The sequence below is a fragment of the Ruminococcus albus AD2013 genome (assembly GCF_000526775.1).
GTDB classification, from domain to species: Bacteria; Bacillota; Clostridia; order Oscillospirales; family Ruminococcaceae; genus Hominimerdicola; species Hominimerdicola alba_A.
The window spans coordinates 395,418-419,261 of sequence record NZ_JAGS01000001.1 but is presented as its reverse complement, the minus strand read 5'-3'; the positions used below and the strand labels follow the sequence as shown (position 1 = coordinate 419,261).

Below are 23,844 nucleotides of genomic sequence, written 5' to 3'. Positions count from 1 at the left end.
AAATCAGCGTGTCATTTCATATATCGTTTCGATCAATTCGGGTATTCTGAGTTTCTTCGGACAATCTTTCATGCACGGTCTGTCTGTACATTTTCTGCAATTTTCGTACACCTCATCTATATTAAGTCTGAGTTTTTTCATTGCCCAGTACTTTTTTCCGAGATGAAAATAATTGTATTGTCTCAGCATAATATGTATCTCATACCCGTGGGGACATACACATCTCTGACAACGTGTACACTTTATTGGAGTGAATAATTCGGATATTTTTTCTGTCACTTGCTCAAAGGGATAATATTTCTGTGTGAACTCTTCTTTCATTGCAGCGTCTGCCTGCGGTATCGTTCCTATACCTATCAGTGCACATGAGAACGGCCAATGAAGTATACCGCTTATAAGTTCTGACGGTGTGAATACATTGAGAAGACATCCTGCGGCATATACCTTGTTGAGTATAAGTCCTTTTTCTCTGAATATTTCTTTTTCAGCAATACGGTCAATGATACCTCGTTCAAGTATGTTTCCGCTTGTCTGTATGACATCTACCCTGTCATCATAAGCAGCACGCTCGGCAACACTGTAATAGTGGGTAGCAACACCTGTATATTTTATTATGCCCGCTTTTTTCAGGTCACAAAGAGCATCGATAGCCCCATATCTGCTGAAGGTTTCTTCCTCGTTCTTTTCATCTACCTGATGTACAAAGTAAATATCAGGAGTAGTACCCAGTGTTTCTACTGACCTCATTACTTCACGGAACATATCATTACCGTCCATGAAACGTGCTTTATCAGATATTATTATATTGTCCCGTCCGACTTTTTCAGCAAATACTCCAAGTTTATATTCTGCATCTCCGTATTCTTCGGGGATAGCCGTATCATAAAGATTGCACCCCAATCTGTAAGCGTGCATCATTATATCAACGGCTTCATCAACGTCAGGACTGTAATAATCAGGGAGAACAGGAACATTTCCACTCAGTACCGGTATTGTTCCAAAACCTATCTCCGAGACCATAAGTCCTGTTTTTCCAAGTTCTCTGTATCTCATAGCTTATCACACCACGCAAAAGCATCATCAGCGATCTTTACATTGTCAGGATCAGCAAAAATCACCTCTTCAAGCTCGGTACAGAATGCAAATGCCTGAGGCCCTATTTCCTTTACGGAATCAGGGATAACAACCTTTTTCAGACTTTTGCATCTGAAAAAAGCTTTCTCGGGAATAACTGTCAGCTTATCTGAAATATGTATTTCTTTAAGTTCACAGCAGTGTTCAAATGCTCTTTTGCCAAGAAATTCAAGTTTGTCAGAAATATCTATAGTTTCAAGGCTCCTGCAACCGCTGAACGCATGGGCATCTATTCTGACTACACTGCCTGCATTTTTAACACTTCTCAGCCATTTGCTGTTTTTGAATGAGGACTTTCCGATTTTTTCGGTATCATCCGAAAAGACGATAGTTTCAAGAAGATTGCAATCCATGTATACCTGATCTGCAATTTCTTTTATACCTTCGGGGAACACAAGTTCCTTTATATTTCCCGTGCTTTCTTCAAGAACGCCCCTGTCATTCAGCTTAAAACAGTTTATGCACTCGGAAAAAATACGTCTCACAAGTTCGGGATACTCTTTTTCGGTAACATCGCTGAATTTTTCCAGAGTGTATTTTCTCCCGTCGGAATAATGTATTGTTTTAAGATTGATACAATTTCTGAATGCAAATGCATCGACTGCAATGCGGTCGTTTTTCATTATCAGTTCTTTCAGATGGGTATTTCCCGCAAAAGCCCAGCTGCATATCCTGCGGATATTTTCGGGTATCTCGGCTGTTTCTCCGCAGCAGGCTGCATCGATAAGAATATCGTTCACTATATTGTATCTTACTTCCTTACGTCTTTTTTCAAGCCAGCCTGTTCCCGAAAAGGTCAGCTTTCCGCTGTAACCGAAACCATCCGGGAAGATGATATCCACGACACGCAAATGGTCGCGGAATGCTTCATCTTCTGCTGATATGATATCATCAGGGATGCGTACTTTTGCTGCATCACCACGGTACTTTACTATACCATGACTCCTGTTTATCTCAAAGCATGAATATATGCTGCCGATGATTTCCTGAACTATTATCGGAAGTTTATTGTCTGCTGTATTTCTGCTTTGCGAAAAACATGAAAAAGAATAGCGATGTCCGTCAAGTACAACAGTATCCGCACAGGTACACCCCATGAAAGCACCGCTTTGCAGTTTTGTACCACTATCAAGGATCATTTTCCGCAAATTTGAACAGTCTGCAAAAGCATGATATCCAACATCCGTATTATTTAAAGTTATCTCTTTGAGACTGTCACAGCGTTCAAATGCCCGCTCACCTATGATTCTTATTTTTTCAAGATCAAAGCTGTCTAATGATGTACATTCGTCAAAACATCTCCTGCCTATTTCCGAAACTTCATCGGATAGCTTTACTTCCCTTATTAATGAACACCCCGCAAAGACTTCATCCTCAAGTACAGAAACACCGCTTATCTCAACTTTTTCAAGATTACGGCAGAAAGAAAATGCTCCCTTTTCTATTTTGGCTGCGGTCACTTTTATACTGCGAAGTGAACTGCATTTTTCAAAAGCGTATTTTTCAACGATACATTCGGGGGCATTTATGACCACGCTTTCAAGACTCGGGCAGGCTGAAAATGCGTATTTCCCTATAATCGCAGTTTTTTCAAGAACGAGCTGTGTTATTTTTTCATCGTCACAGTGACTGTATGCGGCAATATCATTTTCCCCATATTCACGCTCTTTTATAGGTCCAGCCAATGGTGTACCCTTTTCAAATCCGGATAGTTCAAGGCTCTGACATCCTCTGAATGCAAAAGTTTCTACTTTTTCAAGTGCAGCAGGGATGTTGAAACGGATAAGTTTCAGGCAGTTTTCAAAAGCATTTCTGCATATGCTGTGAAGACCTTCTGACATTACTATGGTCTGCATACATACACAGTTTCGGAAAGCATTTTCATGTATCTCGCGCACAGTATCGCTCAATATAACACGATTCACCTTATCGTTTCCTTCAAAACAGCTTTCGCCTATTACTTCGATCCCGTCAGGGATAGTGATGCGTTCCTCATTGCCTGTATATGACATGAGTACCTTTCCGCTTATGTAAAAATCACTCATTACCTGATCGCTGATACGTCTTATTATATACGGAGTATCATCCGCGTAGCTGATACTGCCGAGATCGTATACCTGACTGCCGATTATTATTTTTTTGAGATTGCTGCATCCTCTGAAGGCATCTTCATCTATAATTATATCTTCATTTTTTAATTTGATCTGTTCCAGGTTGATACAGTTTCCGAAAGCATTGCTCATTATACGTTCAAGGCTTTCGGGGAATGAAATGGAAACGATACCCTTTTTATCAAAAAAGCAGCTTTTTTCAATACATTTTATACCCTCGGGCAGTTCAAATGATTTAAGATTTACGTGCAGCTTATACAGTACTCCGTTCTCTATTTCCAGTGACTGATAAATACTTTCTGCAATTGAACGCACTACGGGATCGACAGTTTTATTGTCCATCAACAGTGATACAAGATCATCTGCATGATAAGAATAACCGTTTGAAAGATGGATATTTTTTATGCTGATACAGCCTGTGAATACATCTTTCTTAAAATTTGAGCAGTCGATCTCACTGTTCAGGGATATATCTGTAAGCTGTGTATCATTTGCAAAGGTCTGCATTTCAAGTTTTTTTACACCGAATGCCTGTATGCTTTTTAAACTGTCACAAAAAAGGAAGGTGCCTTTTTCAAGAGTTTTCACAGAATCGGGAAGTACAACAGAACCAAGAGAATGACACCTGTGAAAGGCGAGTTCTCCGATTTTTTCCACACTGTCGGGAATTTTGATCCGTTCAAGTTTTTTACATCCCTTGAATGCATTATCACCGATCTCTTTCAATCCATCAGGGAGGAAAATGTCAGTTATCCACGCCATTCCCTTGAATACTTCTTTACCGATCACTTTTACTCCTTCGGGAACAATTACATTGTGCTGTTCTCCGCTGAAGCTGAGAAGTACTCCGTTTTCGACCTTAAAAACTTCCTGCATTTTTTATTTCTCCGTTTCTCCGAAAATCTTGATGAGTGTTTTTTTGAGTTCCTTCATACTGCCGCAGTTGTACATTTCCTGTTTGTATACCTTGGTACCGGGAAGCTTTTTCATGAAATATGAAGCTGTTTTTTTGATATGTTCCATAGCCGAAAGTTCATCAAAGCATGATATTGCAATATCAGCCTGTTCCAGAACAAGTGACAGTTTTGTTTCATTTGTATCCTTACCTGTCAGTCTTGCAAAAATAAGAGGATCTTCCAGTCCGTAGCGTCCTATCATCACACCGTCTGCCCCTGTTCTGTCCATCATTCTCACTGCATCTTCATCAGAATGGATACCGCCGTTTGCGATTACAGGTATATTCACAACATTTTTCGCCGCCTCGATATATCCATACACAGGTTCACCTTCGTACATCATATCTCTTGTCCTGCCATGTACCGTTATCATATCCGCTCCCGAATCCTCGCACATTTTTGCAAACTCGGATACAACTATTTTCTTGCGGTTGAATCCCGGTCTGAATTTTACAGTCACGACTTTGCCGCTTCTTTTGCAGGCTTCGATTATTTTTGATGCCAGCGGCATATTGCTTATCAATGCACAGCCCTCTCCGCTTTTTATCACATTCGGTACAGGACAGCCCATGTTTATATCGACAATATCGAACCCTGCTGTATACTCACCTTTGCACGCATATTCAAAAGCTGACGGTACAGAACCGAGAAGCTGAACTGCTTTCAGCGTTTCGGCATCACTTGTACAGAGAAGTTTTGCTGTGGCTTTATCGTTGTATTTCAGTCCGTTTGCACTGACCATTTCTGTAAAAGCAAGTCCTGCACCAAGCTTTCTGCATATCATCCTGAAAGGGTAGCTTGTATATCCTGCAAGAGGTGCCATAAACACATTTGACTCGGTAGTTATGTTTCCTATATGGAGTTTTTTCAGACAGGATCCACTGAATGTTTTCATTTTATTTCCTCATTCCAAGTTTGAAAGCTGAGCTTTTTTCAGTTCTTCCACCCTTTTTTTCAGTACATTATGACCTACATCAGCTTCTTCGATATCTGCAACAGCCTTTTCCATAGGGCATATATCTGTTCCCTGACGATTTATTATGCGTTCTGTCAATATATCATAAGTACATGGGATACCGTGCTTTTCTAAGAAGATCTTTCCGCTTTCGGACATAACTTTTCCGTGAACACATACTATCCCAGCCTTGACAAAAAGCATCGCTGCCGCTTTGCCCACGATCACATCAGCAGCAGAGTGTCCGCGTAGATCAATGCCCCCTGAAATTAAACGCAGCATCGGAGATATTCCTCTTCCATCATTTGTAAAGAATTTTCCATTTCGGCAAAGACATATTGAATGTCCGTCAAGATTTGCAATTGCGATTTCAATATCAGTCATTCTGATCTTCCTTTATCAGTAATTTTCTTGTTACGATAATGATAACAGGTGCGAGAACTGCCTGTAAAGCAAGTCCGGTAAAACCTGTCTGTATCTGTCCCCATATCATTTTAGCTGTAAATGGAGTAAAGCTTTCTGTTAGTGCTGCTGCACCGAGAAATATTCCTCTTCCGCAGATCTGTGCCAGTATTACCGCTGCAAACGCCCACGTTCCGTTTTCAGATATCTTCTTTGTAAAAAGTCCAGATACCATGGCAAATACAGCAAGTTCGAGCATCATAAAAGGGAGTCTTGCTGCCATAGGCATGGGGTTTCCCATAGCTGAAGTGATAAAAAAGCTAACAAGCGGAGACAGCACTCCGATGACTGAACCCAATTTTACACCCATGAGGCATCCACCGATAAGTACAGGCAGATACATAGGAAGCCACTTAACACCTCCGGGCTGACCCAGCGCCATATGTACAACTTGCGGCAAAGCAACGGCAAGCGCAATTAAAAAAGTCGATACAAAAGCTTTCAGTGTTATCTTTTTACCGTACGATACATTTCTTATAGTTAAGGCATTTTCAAACATATTCTTTTTTCTCCTAAGGTCAACCGTGATCAAAAATGATGCTCGTAATTTGCTCAATAGCACCTTTGAATTTATAATAGTATATCATATAATGGGAAAAAAATCAACAGATGTTGCAGTCAGCCTGTCAATGGTTATCCGGATGCCCAGCAGCGGTATCAATCAGGGCGCACAGGCACTTTTGAGCTACAAATACGGCAGCAAAAACTATGACCGGGTGATGCAGACCGATAAAACTCTGCTCAGGTTTCAGTTTTTGTTTTTCGCGCCGATGACCACGCTTCTTGAACTGTTCCCAGAAGTGTTCCTGCGCATTTTCACCTCAGACCCTGCGGTCATCAAAGAGGCAACAACATTTATTCTGACGATATCAAAGTTTTACGGAAAGAGTTGGAGAGCCTTTGCCATATGTTGAGCACATTTTGTGTCCACGGTATGGTGAAAAAAAGTCTGAGGAACATACTAAACTCCGGCAAGACCGACGAGCGAGTATTGACAAGCGCTCCGAATTGCATGACCGAGCCCGATTTGGCCTATACACAGGTGAAGGCAGTTATCAGCAATTCGAGAAAAGCAGAACAGCAGACAATGACGTATCTTGTATTAAAATCTTTACAGTCATATGTTCAGAGAGAATTAAGGCTGGCTGCGGTGCGTGAAGTAAGCGTAAGTTCCAAATAAGCCCCATCGGAATTCCGGGGCACAAAGAAAAGCCCGGAAGCAGCGTATCTGCGCTGTTTCCGAGCGTATGGTCTGTCAGTCAAAGACTAAAAAGATGACACCTTAGTCTTTGTCAGGAGAATAATGCATTTTTTCAGAAAAGATCCAGCATACTGTCGAGATAGATCTCTTCACGGACAGCAATCCGATATTCGGGCTTTGTGAGATAATAAAGCAGAAATTCCAGAATGACAGCACTTCCCAGCCCTCTGCCCTCTATTTTGAAATTGGAAAAACCGAGGGGCAGATATGTGTTTATGATGTCATCTGTGCTGATAAATGCGGGATTTTTCATTGCCTTTGAAAAACGGTATCCCTCTTCGGCACCGGGGGCTTTACAGATGTGTTCTTCACAGCTTTCTCCTAGATTTTTACGGCTGACATTTTCGTAGCACGCTTTTCTGTCCTTACAGTAAAATGAACAGCATTCATTGCACAGAAATTCGACCTTGTCCTTCAGCACCTGCGGGAGCGCAGCAAGCTTATCATACTGCTTATTGAGCCTGAAATCGGGAACGATATATTTAAACTCACTCCGCTTCGTTTCACATAAAAACTCATCGAAATCGGTCTGCACCTTTGTGGTCGATGAAACGAAATAAAGGTCGGGATAATTATTTTTGATATGTTCAAGCAGAAGCTCGGAGTGTATTATCACACCGTTCGGTATGCCTTTGCTTTGAGAAAAAAGCTCACACAGCGCATTGCATTTCCTGTCGGTCAGATGTTCGGGTCTTAAAAGCGAATTGCTGAAAGTGAGCCTTGAAGAAATGCCATATTCATTCATAAGTGCGAGTACGTCTTCCGCTTTACATTCACCTGCCCCGACACGTCCTCCGCCCCAGATACAGTCCGCAGGAGCACCATAGACAGATGCTATCTCAAACCGGTCGTAGAAATATACCCTATGCTCACAGTACAGCGGTAGAAACACGCTGTACAGATCATAGAACTCAAACAGCCCGGGAAGATGAAAATAAGCTATATTTTTTTCAGTGTTTTTCATATGTTATCATACCTCTGAACGATGTCTGAAACGTCAGGGCAGGTCGAATACGACCTTTGCAGGCACACAGAGCGAAGCGATCATGTACGCATAGTCAGGACCGTATGAGGCCTCCATTCGTGACGCACTGAAAGTACCGTTGCGTACGGCACCTTTTTGAATGACTGCAAACCGACAGTATCAGCACCGGGGAAATAAATATCTGTTATGCCGCTGCCCGAATTCCATACATCGCCTCCGAATGCATGGTCAAACACATACCTGATCGTATCATCAAAGTAAAGCCGCATCGGCGGGTCATGTTTGACATAGCGGTAAAGCAGAGAGTTGTTCCTGCCAAAGCAAAGCATTTCCGCATAGGGACGAAACAGCTGCGAATCAGCCCATTTATTCATCCAGAATGAGCCATGACCCAGTGATCTCAGCTCACCATCACAGCGAAAGCCTACCATTGCAGGAGTATTGTAGAATGCATAATCACCGATGTTCCTGATACCTGCACCGATAGATGCTGTCCGCAGAGAGATCGCATCTGCACAGAACAGACTTCCGATGGATATACAGTTATCTCCGATGGCAAGGGTCTCCAGTCCCGATGCACCACGAAAGGCTTCATTTCCGATGCTTTCCAGCCCCGCAGGCATTTTTATATGTCTCAGGTAAATACAGCGCTTGAAAAAGAAGCTTCCGATATGACGTATCGAATCGGGCATAATGAGAGTTTCGATGACTCTGCACAGGGAAACAGGATCGTTTGCAAAGGCGTTATCACCTATCGAGACTACAGGCTTTCCGTTGAGTTCGGAGGGAACAGTGACCTCTTTCAGCGAATTATTGTTGACGCAGCGGTCGATCACACAGCTGTCCCACTGCTCTGTTATATCCCAATGACAGCCGTTGGCCTGAACGACAGAACGAACAGGCTCGGGAGGGCGCATATCTACAGAGTCGTTGAGCATATCGATGAATTCTTCTATGCTGTCGGCGATCAGTATCTTATCTTCGATTTCTTCACAGGAACCATAGTATACCTGCTGTGTCTTGCTGCTCCAGAAGAAATGATTGCCGTCTTTATCCTCTGCAAGAGGGAACCAGTCATCGGGGATATACCTGCACAACGGTTCGGTGCGGTATATGCAGTCAACAAGCTGTTCAAAACCACCGACTTCATCTTCCAATGTGACCAGATCATAGACTTCAAAGTCATGATCTATTTCAATGTAACAGCTTCTCATTCCCGAACAATCTGTTCTGGAATAAAGATCCTTTAATATTTCAGGGAAAACTATCCCGTATTTCTGTTCGAGGTAAGCTATCCGAGCTTCGCTTTTCTCCCTGTTGTCTGCCTCACCATTCAGGAATAACCTGTACTTTGAAGTGCCTTTGTTTTTCTCGGCTTCAAGGGGCATATTTACTGCATTTCCAAAATAGTAAAAATCATCATGCATTGCATTCCAGCTTGTCAGCACTTCATGGCGGATACCCTTGTCATCAGTGTATATCAGCTGCATCTGCGATACATCACCCTGTGCTGTCCATGTGCGGTAAAGCAGGTGTTTATCTTCATATTCTGTAAAGACTTCCTGTCCGCCGCCGAATTCTTCAAAAAAAACGTTCAGCTGTTACTGTTTCGGGTATCACTTTATATAGCCGATCCAGCGGGATAGTTTTCAGCACCGTTACGGATATGATCGCGGAAAAATCATCCAGACAGAGTACCTCTTCACAGCGGCAAAGTACAGCACAGGCCTTGCCAATATCCTCGGGACTTTCAGCACTGTCCCAGCCATTCAGAAACATCTGCCACGGCTCAAAGACCGTAGTGAATGTATCGCCTATTTCCTCGTCAAAAGGTGCAGTGACTTTTAATATGCGCCTTTCTCCGACGATCGGTACCTGATCTGTGTGGACCCACTCCCTTTTATCGGGGGGAAGACACAATTCTTCCTTTGCGCATTCCATCCATGCAAGATGATATCCTATGTTATGGATACCTGCACCCTCGATCATATAACGTTTCTGCTTATCATTCGTTATACGGCTTTTGCAGCAAGAGCATAAAAAGTTCACTAAATCATCTCCTCTTCGGTCATATCAGTAATGGAGTCTATACTTAATATACCATAAATGCGCCTTAAAATCAATAGAAACATCGCATTAAAAATCACTCCTCGTGCATTACACACAGAAAGAAATCAATAAACAGAACATGAGACCACAGCGATACATCTTAGCTTTTAAACGCGATAGTGATATGATAAAAGTGCAGAAATATGCCAACGGTCTCCGAAAGGAGGAAGCCTGATGATCCTAAGATTACATTCTATAAGACAATAAAAGAAAAACAAGTCCGTCTTGCTGACAGGATTCCGGAATAACACTTTTATCTTGACAATCAAATGATCATGTTTTAATAAACAGATAAGACCGACTGCTTTCACAATCGGTCTCATCATACACTTTTTTATTGCACTATTTTGCATTTACACAGAATTTGGGATTGACTCATGAAAGAGTCCGCTGTAACTTACGGAAGACTATTCAATACAATAATAAACATAATATTATGAATAGCCGCCGATGTTTCAAGCATTGTATCCCGATGCATCAAGTATGCTGTCAAGCAGCTGCATATTCTTTAATGAGAAATCCTCTGTTATGTGAGGTTCGGTGCCGTTTCTTATGCACTCATTCATGTTTTCAAGCTCCATAGCATAGTTTGAGCCCGCTTTGACAGCCTCGGTACGTGTAAGTCTTTCGCCATTTTCTTTTTTAACAGTAACTGTGAGCGAAAGAACTCCCGAACCGTTATATTCAGCATCGGAACGGATATAGCCATTTGAGCCGTGTATAAATAAACGGTCATACCTGTCGCAGGTATCGGTACCAAGTACCATACCCGCATTGAAGGTCGCTCTTGCACCGTTTTCAAAGCCGATCATCGCCGAAGCCAGATGATCCACGCCCGATACATCAAGCTCCGCATCAGCTTTTACATACTTTACAGGCGAATCTATCAGCGACAATATCATCGAAGTGCAATAACAGCCCACATCATAGATACCTCCTCCGCCTTGTTCCTTATGCAAACGGAAATCCTCGGAATATCCTTGGGTAACAAAGGCGGTATCGATATAATCAACTTTGCCTATCTCTCCGCTTTCAACTATGCTTCTGAGTTTGGTTATGAACGGGCTGTGGAGGTACGCAAAAGCTTCCATAAGTATAACCCCGTTTTCCTTTGCGGCAGCAAACATCTTACGAAGTTCTTCTTCGTTCATTGCGATGGGCTTTTCACAGAGAACGTGCTTGTGCGCATTCAGAGCCTTTATCACCCATTCACAGTGGATGTCGTTTGGCAGAGGGATGTACACCGCATCAACTTCGGGGTCTGCAAGCAAAGCTTCATAACCCGAATATGCCTTTTCAAATCCGAAACGTTCCTTGAACGTGAGAGCCTTATCATAACTTCTGCCTGCTATCGCGTAAAGCTCGCAGCTTTCTGTCCCGATCATGCCGGGTATGGTACATCCTGCGGCAATACCTGCCGTTCCGAGTACTCCCCATTTAACTTTTTTGTCCATAGTTTTCTCCTTTCGGTCTGTACGCACCTAACATAGTAACTATACCATATCCTGTAAGATATCAATATAAAACAACAATATAAAAGTTGTAAAAATCTATTCAGTTACAAAACTGTCATTTACGGCATCCTCAAAATGAAAAAGAATTATCAAATATAATATTATAATATAAATAAGACAGCCCCTGTTCAAAAAGCTGAACAGGAGCCATCAGTGGAGATAATAGAAGTTATTTGCCGAATATCGGATCATTCAATACGTCAGTATACATCTCGATGTACTTATCGGGATTGGAAATCTGTTCCACCTACCGCGGGATTATAGATGAATTCATCTCTGCCCGCAAGGGTAAGATCAATGGTAGCAGTGAACATCTCGGATTCCTTTGCATGGGGCTCGGTGAACTTGCGTCCCGCATAATAGTGTACTTCCCAGAAATCACGGGAGGGTCCCATTATGCTGCTGCCGCCCCAGAACACATTGTACATATCCTTTCCGCCAAGATTGGAAGAAGCGATATAGATCTGGTTCTGAATTACCTGCGCTTCAAGTGTGGTGCTTCCCACAGCAGGTCCGTGACACTCGGCAAGTGCGGTACAGTTTATGTACAAACGAGACTATATTAGTTGACGTTTACCTTCTTGCCATGAAAAATCAGTCTCCTGTGATATTATTTCTATTTTATCACGGTTAGCTGATTTTTTACAGACTGTTTTTCAGCGGCTCAGGAATATCAATGCTGAACGATTTATTATTGAGCAATATTAAAAATCACTGAAAACAGATTCTACTATCTTGCAGAACTTTTTTGGCTGTTCTTTAACCGACCAATGTTTACACCCCTTGAAAACCTTAACCTTACTACCAGGATTTTCGTGTGCTGCTTTATAAATATCATCAAGCGGAACAAGTGGATCCTTTTCACCGATTATATAAATGACCGGCATATTCAGATCTTTTAATCTGTTAAAATAATATGGTTTTGCCTGATATTTATCTGCTGAACTTCGCTGATAGTTAAGCATCGATTTTCCGGCCATATCTCCGACACAGGACTGCATCACTTCATCCACCATGGAATCTGATATCCTTTTCTTATTCCCAATCAATGCATATGATATTGACCATCTTGCCAAAAGCCTGTATTTTGCGAATAACCTGTATTGTGCCAATGTCAGATCTGTACGGTTCACATACCAATAACTGAAACGATGAAACGGCATTTTTTCTGATATACCCCATGTATCGATAGGTATCAGTGCTTTTATATTCTCCGGATAGTCCAAGGCAAAGCCGATTGCAACAGCGCCTCCCATTGATAATCCGGCTAAAACAAAATCGGAAAGCCCGAAATGTTCAACAACTTTTTTCACACACGCAATGTGCGTATCATAGAATTTTTCTCCGACAAGGTTATTCGCTTTATCGCTGCATCCATAACCCAGAAAATCAAATGCATATACCGAAAATTCATCCGTAAACGTATGGAATACTTCTTTCCAGGACAACTTTGTGCTATCACAGCCTGCACCGTGTAACAGCAAGACCTTTTTTGCACCGTTTTCCTTTTTATAGACGGCAATATTTCCGTATTGCGTTTTTATGAGTTCTTTACCGATCATTCCGATTCTCTCCATGTGTAATGTAGTATCGTATAATCAATATTCTTATTAAATAAATTGGCGATTCAGTTAAGAAAGCTGTATCGATTTATTACCTAGCCTTATTATATCAATCAGTATTAAAAAAGTCAAGATTACTTATGATGCTAAATAAAATACGATTTCTTGAATTTGACGGTTATTCGGCAGTTACTGTCTTTACTCTTAGGAAGTCAACATAATCACAGCTTCGTTCAGATTTTTCTGTGATTATATTTTAGTATCTTTTTCAGTTTAGCGGAAGGGCTGGGAATGGTTGGCGGTCACGGACAAAGGACAGCCCGAAGCTGTATAAAGGACAGAAGTCGTATCATGGTAAAAGAAAAAACTCTCAAATGGCGTAATATCGTCATTTGAGAGCCTTGTGTTTGGTGACCCGTACGGAAATTGAAATATTTAGTACACTTTTTTCGTTCTCTTCCGCACTACGAAAATCCCTATTTTACGCGGTTTTATGACATTTGACTTTTTCTGTTCTAAAGCTATTTTCAGTGGTTTTTAGCATCAATAAGAGGTAAATAAGAGGTACGATTTTGATGTAGTTTTAGTCCAAAATGAACTTTACCTCTACCAATAAGAGGTATATTCCCGTTCATAATTTTTTGCATGAATTTGTATCTGCTAACACGTCGTTCCGTATAATATTGTCACGATATTTCTTCCATGCCGGTATACCTATTTCAAAGTTTACCATCATTCCTGCGACCAAATCATTACTTTACATAGATCTCATTTATGATTTTATTTGAGTTAACTGGGTTCAGATATACCGAATTGATTTCATGCTTGGCATACTGAAAAGGTGTATCAACAGTGATCCCGATCAGATATTTTTCAAAGAAATTTTCCCAGCTGAAATATTCAGCACTTTCTATGTAATCCGATGGATCATCAAGCATCTCCATATCCGTTGTATTTATGATACCTGATTTTAGGATAAGCCATTCAAATGATTCCGGTAAACATAAACGGATATTTGAAAAAGAACGGATTTTCATTATTCTGTCGATTTCTGAGCCGAAAGCAGCTCCGTCAGCGATAACAAATACTTTTCTATCTTCATGTTCTTTTAGCCATTTAAATATAGCAGAATTCGATCCTGATGTAAAGCATGCGATATCACTGTTTTCAAAATAATGCTGATAAAACTGATATCCTGATCTGGAATCTTCTGTCAGCAAAGTATCATATTTCAGCTTTGTTGGAGCTTTTTCTTTGTAGTAAAAGTGTTTTGAGTTATGCTTGAACATCTTTTTGAAACTGTGGTATTTACCGCTTGCTTTGATCTCATAAATCTCCTCAACACTGTAAGGCAGATCATGCAGGCTTTCTCGATTGAATATAACATAGTAGTTATCCGTGTTTTTTACAGCACCTGCAAAATCTTTAGTTTTAAGGAAATCTGCACCCTCATCAATAAAGATGATACTGTCATTTATGCCTTTTAATTGATTTCTCCAGTCTATATCTGTCAGCGCAACACAGGGCTTATCGCAAGTAACATTGACGCCGCTGGCTTCTTTGAGTCGGGTATAATCTGCGATCATTTCATAAAGTGTTGTTTTTCCTGTTCCGCTGTCACCTCTGACGATAGTTATATTTCTGTACAGATCAAATTTAAATACAGCATCTCTGTTTTTCACTTCAACATGATGGATTCCTGTCATATTTACCTCACACAAATTCTCCTGCTTCGTCAACAAGGTCGCCCATATTTTTTACTATTTTACCTGTATTTAAGACCTTTATCTTAAATTCGCCCTTGCCAAAATCCATAAGATGCCTTAGATTGATGACAACTTTCTTATCTTGCGCAATTTTAAGTAACCATTCAGCACAGTTATCACCACAAGTTGATGCATTAAAGATTTTAGAGCTATCATAAGCTATCAACAAAAGCGTTTTCACTCCTCCGGACAGCTTTTTGGGACTCATATTACCGAAAACGGGGCTGATAATTGTTCGTTCATCGATCACTTCAGATTTATCGACCGCCTTGATGATCTCTTTTGACAAAGGCTTTGTAATCCAACTGTCTTTATAGGTGTTGTTAAAATATATATTTGTGTTATATATTGCATCAGGCGTATCACCAAAAATAACATTCAACATGGGCTATCACCTCACTTTTAAGTATTAGCATATTTTTCTTAATTATTCCGGAATCAAGTAGACAAAGAACAACTCATTTCATTTTTTTGTAGTCATAGGTTGACACCAAAAACATTCTGTACAAAATTCAGTACAACAGTTTGCAATTTATAGTCTAACCTTTTCTATAATGCAGCTATGACCCTTGCCGTTATCGTAGCTTATGCCAACAAGAATGATCTCATCGGTATATCCTGCAAGCGCTCCCGTGTAGCGCTTTTCTTTTATCTGTCTGATCGCAGTATCGGCTGATTTATCATGCTTTAATTCTATCACCATTGCAGGCTTATCTGACTTCTGATAAGGCAGAAGAACGATATCTGCAAAGCCCTTCCCTGCTGGCAGCTCTCGGATTATCTTGTAATACTTTCTTGCAGAATAAAATGCCAATGAGATAACACAGCTGAGCGAATTTTCATTATTATATTGCAGTATCGAGGTGTTATCCTCATGACATATCTCAACGCCTTTAGCGACTTTATCAGCTTCACCATCGATAATATCCTGTATCAGATTATCGGAAGCACGTATAGCCTTCATAACAGGCTCCCATCCCTTGTCCTCGATGCAGTTGATGAATTCCTGCTGAACTTCTGCATTGGGGATCCACACAAGACCTCTGCCTAAAGCATTTTTTCCGAAAGCTTCGAAAGTCAGATAACCAAGATGTACCAGAAGCGTTAGGATATCATCAGCCGAAGCGAATGTGGTCATATCGTTCTGGAATTTCGCCGTGTTGACCTCTATCTTCTCTCCCGCTATCATTCGAGTGACCTTGTCGTGTAAACCGTCAAAATCCGCCTGAACGTAAACTTTCAGAGCCTCATAGGTCTCAGTGGAAGTCCAGTAATTGCTGAACTTGTTATTACGTAGGCACTCAATGACAGAAAGTGGATTATAAATCGATATACCTTTAACTGAATATCCTTTATACAAACGCTTTATGTCCTCGAAAGATGTGCTGTATTCCTTACATAATGCACGGACCTCATCATCTGTAATGCCTGTAAACTCGGCATATCTGCCCGCACTTATCATTGAAATCTCTGAGAACATATTCAAAGAGGAATTAAAACCATTCTTCTTGATAGGAAGTATTCCTGTCATGTAAGCAAGTGCAACATAGCTCTTGTCCTTCAGCAGATTTCTCAGAAAATTCAGATACTCGTTCTGGTCATCAGCCGAATACTTTTTTATCCTTAAAACACAGTCCCATTCATCAATAATAAAAATGAACTGCTTTCCTGTTTCAGCAAAAACATCACCAAGAACAGTAACAAGATCATCCTGGTCAAAGCAGTCAGCTTCTTCATTTTCATTTTTGATTTGATATATAAGCGATCTTGAAAGATAATCAAGGTTCTCTGCTATACTATCACCATTATTTAGAAAATCTATCATGTTGATATGGATAACATTATACTTGTTCAGGTGCTTTTCAAAGCTGTCATCTGATGATATTATAAGTGGCGCAAACATATCCCTTGAATCGCACCCCCTGCTGTAATAAGCAGTCAGCATATTCGCCGCCATTGTTTTTCCGAAACGTCTTGGACGGCTGACACAGACATATTTCTGTAGTGTTCTAACAACACTGTTTGTCAATGCTATAAGACTCGACTTATCAACATATATCTCTGAATTCAGAGCGTACTGAAAACCTATGTTATCTGGATTGAGATAATTGCCCATGTTACTGTCTCCTTATAAAGACCATAACAAATATATTATAGCACAGATAGCCTGAATTGTAAAGGGGCTAATGAAAAGGCAACAAACCATTTTACACTACACGGTATCATAAAATAATGTCTTGAAGACTGCGGTATTAACCTATTAACTTTTTACAAAACCATGCTTTGCGTTTTCCTGCGATATCGAGTTCTTAGAACCATGGTATCTTTGACATATTCGGTCATATATGTTATAATTATAATATTATTATGTGGTATTATCCCTAGTTAAACCGCGTTTATCAGGTGTGTGCTAAAGGACTGTCCATATATAGATCATTCAAAAGGACGATAAACGGAAATGAAAAACAAAATGCTGAAAAAATGGAAAAAACAAGTTGATTTTTATTATCAATTAGATACGTATGAGCCTGAAAACGATTATTTCAATGATGTTGATATTGAAAAACTATGCAACTTTATAGATAAACAACTCTTTGCGCTTGATTTGGGAATTAGCCCTTATTATAATAAAAACGATGAATGGACTGAGCTGTTTAATTTATTTTCCAGAATAAAAAACAGATATCTCAAATCCAAATTATTAAACATCTCACATACTGATGCTGAAATATTATATGAACTGTCTTCTGCTTCTTCAATAGTTATAGAATTACTGAAATCTGATTTAAAAGAGACTGCTGAGCCGTATAAATACCATATTCAAGCAATACTTGATACCTGCAAATTTATAAATAATAAGGTAAAAGGCTTTCATCATGAAATATGTGCATGCTTAAAAAAACAGGTAATAAGAGGCGAGGAAGTATATGCTTTTATAGACAGCTATGATCCATCTGTTATGGAATCTCCCTATTTCTCACCGTTTATAAATGCTGTCGATAACGCAGAAGAGCTTGTTGATCATCTTTATTGTTCCATTATCACCACAAAAATGATAGAATATGATAACCTTATGTTTGACATACTAAGGGAATCTGAAGACAGCGGCGAAATTTTTTACAGACCATATTACTCAGGATTTGTGATTCACGTAGACAAATACGGAAGAGCCGTCGGCAAATTGGGAGATGACGAGGCTTTTGAAGCTCTAAGATCAGAACTAATAGCTAACCAGAACAGACAAGTGTGGTTCAAGGCGTATTTTATCAATGATGGTTCCCGATATGAAGGTGAAGGAGAACCATATGTGAAAGGCGATCTTCTGTTTGCTGCCAGCGCTATGACAGAATCAAATGGTAAACTTGTATTAAAAAAACTATATCCTGATGACAATAAGGTCACAGATGATTATAAAAATCTGCTAAATTCATATATATACAATGATGTGGCTATTCATGATCTGATATACAATAACATCGGCAATGTCAAAAGATCACGAATCTATAACATCGGTCACGGTAACTTTATTACTTTTGAAGACAGCAGGGGCACAACCAAGATCATTTATGATATCGGACTTTCTTATCGTAAATCGTATGCCGCTGTGGAAAATGAATACAAACGTACTTATAAAAAGATAAAAAACATAAGTTCGGAACTGGTGATAATATCTCACTGGGATGAAGATCATTACGCAGGTGCTTATATCAACGAAAAAAACATTTTCAATATACCGTGGATAGTTACAGCATGTAAAGCTGAAAAAGGAAAAACAAATGCTAAAAGGATAATGCTTTATTTAGACAGCATCAAAAAGCTTTATATGATAAAGAGAGCGATAGACGATAGTTCTGTTTCGGGAAAACAGCTTGTTGCAGCCACGAATAATAATGGAAGATATTTCGGGTTATACAGAGGTGAAGGAACATCTTCCGGAATAACCGAGGACAATCGCTATGGATTAGCCTTAAATATCAAATATATATATACTAATACACTGATGTGTGCAGATGTTCCATACAGATGTTTGCCTGATTCTATTATCGATAATAAATATTACGATTATGTTGTTATACCGCATCACGCATCGGATATGGTAAAATCTTCTTATAAAAAACTAGAAACAATGTCAGGTATCGAATATTCATTTATTTGCGTTAAAGATACTGAAACTCTAGGAAAGACAGGTGTCTTGGTCAAAGACGGAGACCACTTTAAAAGCATTGATAAAATGACAAATAAAGAAGTATACTTTACCGATGATGATAAACATAGTGTCTTTGCATATTCCTGCGATCTCAGCAAAAATGATCCGCCGATAATAATTCCCAAATAATACTGATCTTGCAGGGCATCTTACTGCATTGGACAACGGTATATACACCTTTAGTGCCGTCCTGCGATAGTATCCATCAAACCTGCCTAGTATACGAAACTTAGGCACTGCGGAATATTGATTTTGGCGGTGTCTTAATTATAAGGTATGCGAGTATTTAACGGTTGAATTTGTTTGAGCACACAAAATAAAACGGATAGCCGCCATATAAAGACGTCCTATCCGTTTTTCGTTTATCAAATCAATGTGCTTGTTACCTTATAGTAACAGTACCCGAATGTTTGATAGCATTCTTGGTATCCCATCTGCCGTTTACTCTTGCTGCGATAGCGACTCTGTAGGACTTGCCGGGAGTAAGGTTCTTGGGTGAAGTATAGGTAGTGTCCGTGAGAGTCTGTGTCTGCACTCTCCACTTGCCTGCCAGATAAACTGCTATGCCGTATCTGTCAGCACCCTCTACTTTATCCCAAGTAAATCTAACCTGGTGGTATTCTTGGCTGTATTCAACTTTGATGTTGGTGGGGTAAGTAATCTTTGTTTCTTCTTCGAGAGGTAAACGCTTGTAGGTGTTCTTGCCGTTGTTTTCAATAACAGCAAATTCATCACTGCCGCTGATAACAGTTGAAGTGTCTTTTGCATTTACCCAGCCCTCACCATTAGGGAGTTTTGCAGCTTCTTTTATGTTTTTGAAATTCTCACCGATTTTAAGGGTTTTCAGATTATTGCAATCACCGAACATAGCACTCATATTTATTACCTTGCTTGTATCGAAGTTGCTGATATCAAGTGTGGTCAGGTTGGTACAACCACTGAACATAGATGCCGTATCTGTAACCTTACTTGTATTGAAACCGCTAACATCCAGTTTAGTCAGGCTGGAACAATTATTGAATAGCCCAAGCATCGATATGACATTTCTTGTATCGAATCCACTTACATCAAGTTCAGTCAAATCGTAACAATGGAAAAACATATCGACCATTTTTGTGACCTTGCTTGTATCAAAGCTGCTTACATCAAGGGTTTTCAAACCTGAACAGCAATAAAACATATTGGTCATATCTGTAACATTGCTTGTGTCAAAGCTGCTTAGATCTAGTTTGGATAGACCGGAACAATAATTGAACATACTAGCCATGTTTGTAACCTTGCTTGTATCAAAGCTATTTAAATCAAGTTCAGTAAAACCGGTACTGTTCCAGAACATTCCCAGCATATTCGTAACATTGCTTGTATCAAAGTGTGTCAAATCAAGCGATGTAACATTTGGAATGCTTTCAAACATATGACTCATATCTGTGACTTTGCTTGTATCAAAACCGCTTACATCAAGTTCGGATAACTTTATACAACCCACAAACATATAACTCATATTTGTGACCTTGCTTGTATCAAAGCCGCTTACATCAAGCTTGGTCAAAGCATAACAGCCATAGAACAATGACGACATATCCGTAACACTACTTGTATCAAATTTGCTTACATCAAGTCCACTCAGATTATTACAGGACCAGAACATAGATGACATATCTGTAACATGGCTTGTATCAAAGCTGCTTACATCAAGTGTGGTCAGATTGCGACAGTAATTAAACATTTTGCACATATTTGTTACTTTGCTTGTATCAAACTGGCTCAGATCGAGGGATTTCAAACTTTGACAGCTGGAGAACATACTGCTCATATCTGTGACCATGCTTGTATCTAATCCGCTTACATCAAGCGTAGACAAACTTGAACATCCTGTGAACATCCCGCTCATATTTGTGACCTTATTTGTATCAAATCCGCTCAGGTCAAGTGTGGTAATACTGAAACAATTTTCAAACATTCCGCTCATATTTGTGACCTTGCTTATATCAGCATCTGACAGTTCAAAAGTAGTACAATATCCAAAACCTGCAAACAGATTGCTGCTGTCTTCCGGTAAAATTGCTCCCTCAACAGCTAAGATGAATTTTACATTCTTCTTATAAGGAAAAGCTCTTATTGCATCGCGATCGACCTCACCCCTGATAGACAGCACGCCTGTTGTTTCATCGAATGAATAACAGCTGCCATTAACTGAATCAGCCTGTGCTATAATTTCCTGTGTAATAAAAGGTGTTCCATAGCTGACAACACCTGCTGTCATACACAGCGACATCAATACTGCTAAAACTTTTTTCATCTGCATTTTTATGACCTCCTAAATTCTCGTGTTAAATATGGCAATATATATCAATATTACCCAAAATATGATAGCATACATCAATATCAATGTCAATAATTTCGATACATTTTCTTAATCATTCGTTGCATATTCATATTAGAAGATCATATTAATGTATATTTTGGTCAAAGGATTCATTCGGATATTTCAATTCAAATTTTCAAACATTCAAATCTTTAATCATCCGGAAAAATTACTTGCATATATATTATCTCCCAACACCACATTCTTTTTTATTAAGCATAAATAATGAGCCGCCGTTAGAAACAGCAGCTCAATTTTAAATTATTACGGCTTTGGGTTTGCTGATGCTATCGTGCCACCCTTGCCTGTTTTCAGTCGCGCCTTACATTTAGGATTCTTGCAGATATAGCTTGTATTTTCGCTCTTGGTTTCTACAGTACCGCAGAAAGGACACTGAACCGGGAACATTGCCATTTTTTTCACCACCTTAATCATACATAGTTTTTGTATAATATGCGGACAATATGAAACTGAAGGTTCTATGTTTTACTAAATTTTTCAGTAAAACAATAATAGCTCATAATACATTTTTTGATATAAATACTATATCATTTATATCAACTATTCTATGCCAAAGCTCCGTAAATCGTCAATCCTAATCCGACTGCCAATACTATACCAGCTATCTGACTTATACATCATTAAGTTGTATAATAGTACAGATCAGCAGTTAATTTTGAAGGAGGTGAAACAATGGAAAACAACACAAGAAACCCGCAGGGATCCAAGATTGTCATGCTGACTATCAAGGAGGCTGCTGAACTGGTAGACGGACTTACTGAGTACAGAGTACGTCAGATGTGTATCAACAAGCAGATACCCTGCATCATGGCGGGTAAGAAGTACCTTATCAACAAGGACATCTTCCTTAATTATCTGGGTTGTCCGAACGCCTAACTACTTACGGCGCATATCCCGAGCATGAAGCACAGGGTATGCGCCTTTATTTTGAGGAGGAATAATTATGGCATCAATTAAAAAACTGAAAAGCGGAGCTTACGAGATAAAAGTCTCCTGCGGATACGGAGTAGACGGAAAGCAGCGAAGCCAGTACAAAACCTGGCGACCTTCACCGGGAATGTCCCAGAAGCAGATCGACAAAGAAGTCCAGCGAGTCGCTGTACTGTTTGAGGAGGACTGCAAACGCGGACAGATCACAGCTTCGATAAAGTTTGAGACCTTCGCTGAACAGTGGTTTGAAGAGTACGCTAAAGTAAATCTTCGTCCCACATCGTACACCAGAATGAGGCAGCTCACCAAAAGGGTCTACCCTGTTCTAGGTCATAAGAAGATGGACAAGATCACCAGCCGTGATATACAGGCATTCACAACTGATATGCAAGTGAACGGCAAAAACTACAACAGCGGAAAGCCGCTCTCGCGAAAAACGGCAGTTCATCATCTGAGCTTTATTTCGGATGTCTTCAATTACGCCATACGTATGGGAATGCTCAGCGACAACCCATGCAGACGTGTATTTATCCCCAAGAGTGAAAATGAAGAGAAGGAGATCTACACTTTAGACGAGGTGAAAACGCTGTTCGGAAGTCTCAAAGGGGAACCGATGAAATATCAGGTATATCTAATGCTGGCGATATACAGCGGGTTCCGTCGCAGTGAGATGCTGGGGCTTGAATGGAAGGATATCGACTTTGATAACGAGATCATCCACGTCAGGCGGACATCCCAGTACACCAAGGAGAAAGGTATCTACACAGACACAACGAAAACCAAGAAGTCCAAGCGCGTGTCGAAATTTCCACCGATTATAATGGATCTGCTGAAGCGCTTTAAGGAAGAACAGGACGAATACGCCAATCAGCTCGGCTCCAAGTGGGAGGAACATGACAGGCTTTTCACCAAATGGAACGGCGAACCCATGAATCCCCAGACTCCTTTTGAGTGGCTGAAAGGCTATTGCGAGCGAGTAGGCGTACCATTCCGTAACATTCATTCCCTGCGTCATCTTCACGCTAGTCTTCTGATTTACGAAGGCGTAGACGTTGTAGCAGTTTCAGCCGATATGGGGCACAGCGTCGTAGGAACGACTTTGAACTTATATTCCCATATGTTCCAGGAGGCTCGTGCAAGAAACTGCGATGCTATCACAAATGCGCTGGATTTCAGCAAAAAAGATGATAAAGCATAAGGTTCTTTACAACAGAGTACACAGAGAAGCCGCAGGTAGCACTGCGGCTTTAATTGTCGGTAATAGATAATTCTGCTACGAAATTTTCGTTGAACATTTGGAGCTGTAAAATGCTGTTGTCCAAAAAAAGTTACCACAAATCAGAAATTTTGAGATATAATATATGCAAGATAAACGAACAGTCAGAGGTTATCGAAAGGGGTGAATGTGATATGTTCAGCTGAATATCTGCGAACGACAAAACACAGACCGGGACAACCCAGAAAATACGATAATTAATAAAACGACCGCAGATTTGAGAAAGGTGT

At 40.1% G+C, this 23,844-nt stretch carries 21 protein-coding genes; 5 read left to right on the top strand and 16 right to left on the bottom strand.

The genetic code is table 11. The features are described from left to right. Positions 1–3 precede the first annotated feature (3 nt). From N773_RS0101795 to N773_RS20980, 5 genes are read right to left on the bottom strand one after another with little or no spacing between them, the layout of a single operon-like run. Complete coding sequence (locus N773_RS0101795; protein WP_024856167.1) at positions 4–1,053, bottom strand: aldo/keto reductase; 1,050 nt, start codon at positions 1,051–1,053, stop codon at positions 4–6. Next, a complete protein-coding gene (locus tag N773_RS0101790; RefSeq protein WP_024856166.1) occupies positions 1,050–4,121 on the bottom strand; it encodes a leucine-rich repeat domain-containing protein in 3,072 nt (1,023 codons plus the stop codon). The genes N773_RS0101795 and N773_RS0101790 overlap by 4 nt, the downstream gene beginning before the upstream one ends. Before the next feature lie 3 nt (positions 4,122–4,124). Then, a complete protein-coding gene (locus N773_RS0101785) occupies positions 4,125–5,096 on the bottom strand; it encodes a tRNA dihydrouridine synthase (RefSeq protein ID WP_043537729.1) in 972 nt (323 codons plus the stop codon). 9 nt (positions 5,097–5,105) lie between these two features. Next, on the bottom strand, positions 5,106–5,540 hold the full coding sequence (locus N773_RS20985; protein ID WP_024856164.1) for a DUF1893 domain-containing protein: 435 nt from the start codon (positions 5,538–5,540) through the stop codon (positions 5,106–5,108). Further along, a complete protein-coding gene (locus tag N773_RS20980) occupies positions 5,533–6,117 on the bottom strand; it encodes an ECF transporter S component (RefSeq protein ID WP_024856163.1) in 585 nt (194 codons plus the stop codon). Before N773_RS20980 ends, N773_RS20985 begins: the two co-directional genes overlap by 8 nt. Positions 6,118–6,208: 91 nt before the next feature. On the opposite strand from N773_RS20980, the gene N773_RS0101770 reads away from it, so the two are divergent. Then, positions 6,209–6,532 carry an MATE family efflux transporter gene (locus N773_RS0101770; protein WP_155250847.1) on the top strand — a complete coding sequence of 108 codons (324 nt, stop codon included), beginning with the start codon at positions 6,209–6,211 and terminating at the stop codon, positions 6,530–6,532. Further along, entirely contained in the window at positions 6,526–6,798 is a 273-nt protein-coding gene (locus N773_RS0101765; RefSeq protein ID WP_024856161.1) for a hypothetical protein, read from the top strand. The genes N773_RS0101770 and N773_RS0101765 overlap by 7 nt, the downstream gene beginning before the upstream one ends. A 133-nt stretch (positions 6,799–6,931) precedes the next feature. Here the strand turns inward: N773_RS0101765 and N773_RS0101760 are convergent, their stop codons facing one another. The 9 genes from N773_RS0101760 to N773_RS0101720 form a co-directional block, all read right to left on the bottom strand. After that, positions 6,932–7,843 carry a hypothetical protein gene (locus N773_RS0101760; RefSeq protein WP_024856160.1) on the bottom strand — a complete coding sequence of 304 codons (912 nt, stop codon included), beginning with the start codon at positions 7,841–7,843 and terminating at the stop codon, positions 6,932–6,934. An 80-nt stretch (positions 7,844–7,923) separates the two neighbouring features. After that, positions 7,924–9,354, bottom strand: a complete 1,431-nt coding sequence (locus N773_RS0101755) for an SMI1/KNR4 family protein (protein WP_024856159.1) — start codon at positions 9,352–9,354, stop codon at positions 7,924–7,926. Between the two features lie 91 nt (positions 9,355–9,445). Beyond that, positions 9,446–9,913, bottom strand: a complete 468-nt coding sequence (locus tag N773_RS0101750) for a hypothetical protein (protein ID WP_024856158.1) — start codon at positions 9,911–9,913, stop codon at positions 9,446–9,448. Positions 9,914–10,428: 515 nt separating this feature from the next. Beyond that, complete coding sequence (locus N773_RS0101745; RefSeq protein ID WP_024856157.1) at positions 10,429–11,427, bottom strand: Gfo/Idh/MocA family protein; 999 nt, start codon at positions 11,425–11,427, stop codon at positions 10,429–10,431. Between the two features lie 281 nt (positions 11,428–11,708). Continuing rightward, complete coding sequence (locus N773_RS19570) at positions 11,709–12,038, bottom strand: hypothetical protein (protein WP_051454243.1); 330 nt, start codon at positions 12,036–12,038, stop codon at positions 11,709–11,711. A 153-nt stretch (positions 12,039–12,191) separates the two neighbouring features. After that, positions 12,192–13,049 carry an alpha/beta fold hydrolase gene (locus N773_RS0101735; RefSeq protein WP_024856156.1) on the bottom strand — a complete coding sequence of 286 codons (858 nt, stop codon included), beginning with the start codon at positions 13,047–13,049 and terminating at the stop codon, positions 12,192–12,194. Positions 13,050–13,801: 752 nt separating this feature from the next. Then, on the bottom strand, positions 13,802–14,731 hold the full coding sequence (locus N773_RS0101730) for a hypothetical protein (RefSeq protein ID WP_196231591.1): 930 nt from the start codon (positions 14,729–14,731) through the stop codon (positions 13,802–13,804). A gap of 31 nt (positions 14,732–14,762) precedes the next feature. After that, positions 14,763–15,200: a DUF4869 domain-containing protein gene (locus tag N773_RS0101725; RefSeq protein ID WP_024856154.1), complete on the bottom strand. Its 438-nt coding sequence runs from the start codon at positions 15,198–15,200 to the stop codon at positions 14,763–14,765. A gap of 147 nt (positions 15,201–15,347) precedes the next feature. Then, complete coding sequence (locus N773_RS0101720; protein WP_024856153.1) at positions 15,348–16,931, bottom strand: AAA family ATPase; 1,584 nt, start codon at positions 16,929–16,931, stop codon at positions 15,348–15,350. 342 nt (positions 16,932–17,273) lie between these two features. On the opposite strand from N773_RS0101720, the gene N773_RS0101715 reads away from it, so the two are divergent. Further along, positions 17,274–19,151, top strand: coding sequence for a hypothetical protein (locus N773_RS0101715; protein WP_024856152.1), 1,878 nt, complete (start codon positions 17,274–17,276; stop codon positions 19,149–19,151). Positions 19,152–19,404: 253 nt separating this feature from the next. Here N773_RS0101715 and N773_RS20975 read toward each other — a convergent pair whose 3' ends face one another. Beyond that, complete coding sequence (locus N773_RS20975) at positions 19,405–21,327, bottom strand: BspA family leucine-rich repeat surface protein (protein ID WP_024856151.1); 1,923 nt, start codon at positions 21,325–21,327, stop codon at positions 19,405–19,407. A 324-nt stretch (positions 21,328–21,651) separates the two neighbouring features. Beyond that, positions 21,652–21,801: a hypothetical protein gene (locus N773_RS22125; RefSeq protein WP_155250845.1), complete on the bottom strand. Its 150-nt coding sequence runs from the start codon at positions 21,799–21,801 to the stop codon at positions 21,652–21,654. 279 nt (positions 21,802–22,080) lie between these two features. Here N773_RS22125 and N773_RS0101700 point away from each other — a divergent pair, with 279 nt between their 5' ends. Then, entirely contained in the window at positions 22,081–22,284 is a 204-nt protein-coding gene (locus N773_RS0101700) for an excisionase family DNA-binding protein (RefSeq protein ID WP_024856150.1), read from the top strand. 67 nt (positions 22,285–22,351) lie between these two features. Next, on the top strand, positions 22,352–23,536 hold the full coding sequence (locus N773_RS0101695; RefSeq protein WP_024856149.1) for a site-specific integrase: 1,185 nt from the start codon (positions 22,352–22,354) through the stop codon (positions 23,534–23,536). Positions 23,537–23,844: the final 308 nt, after the last annotated feature.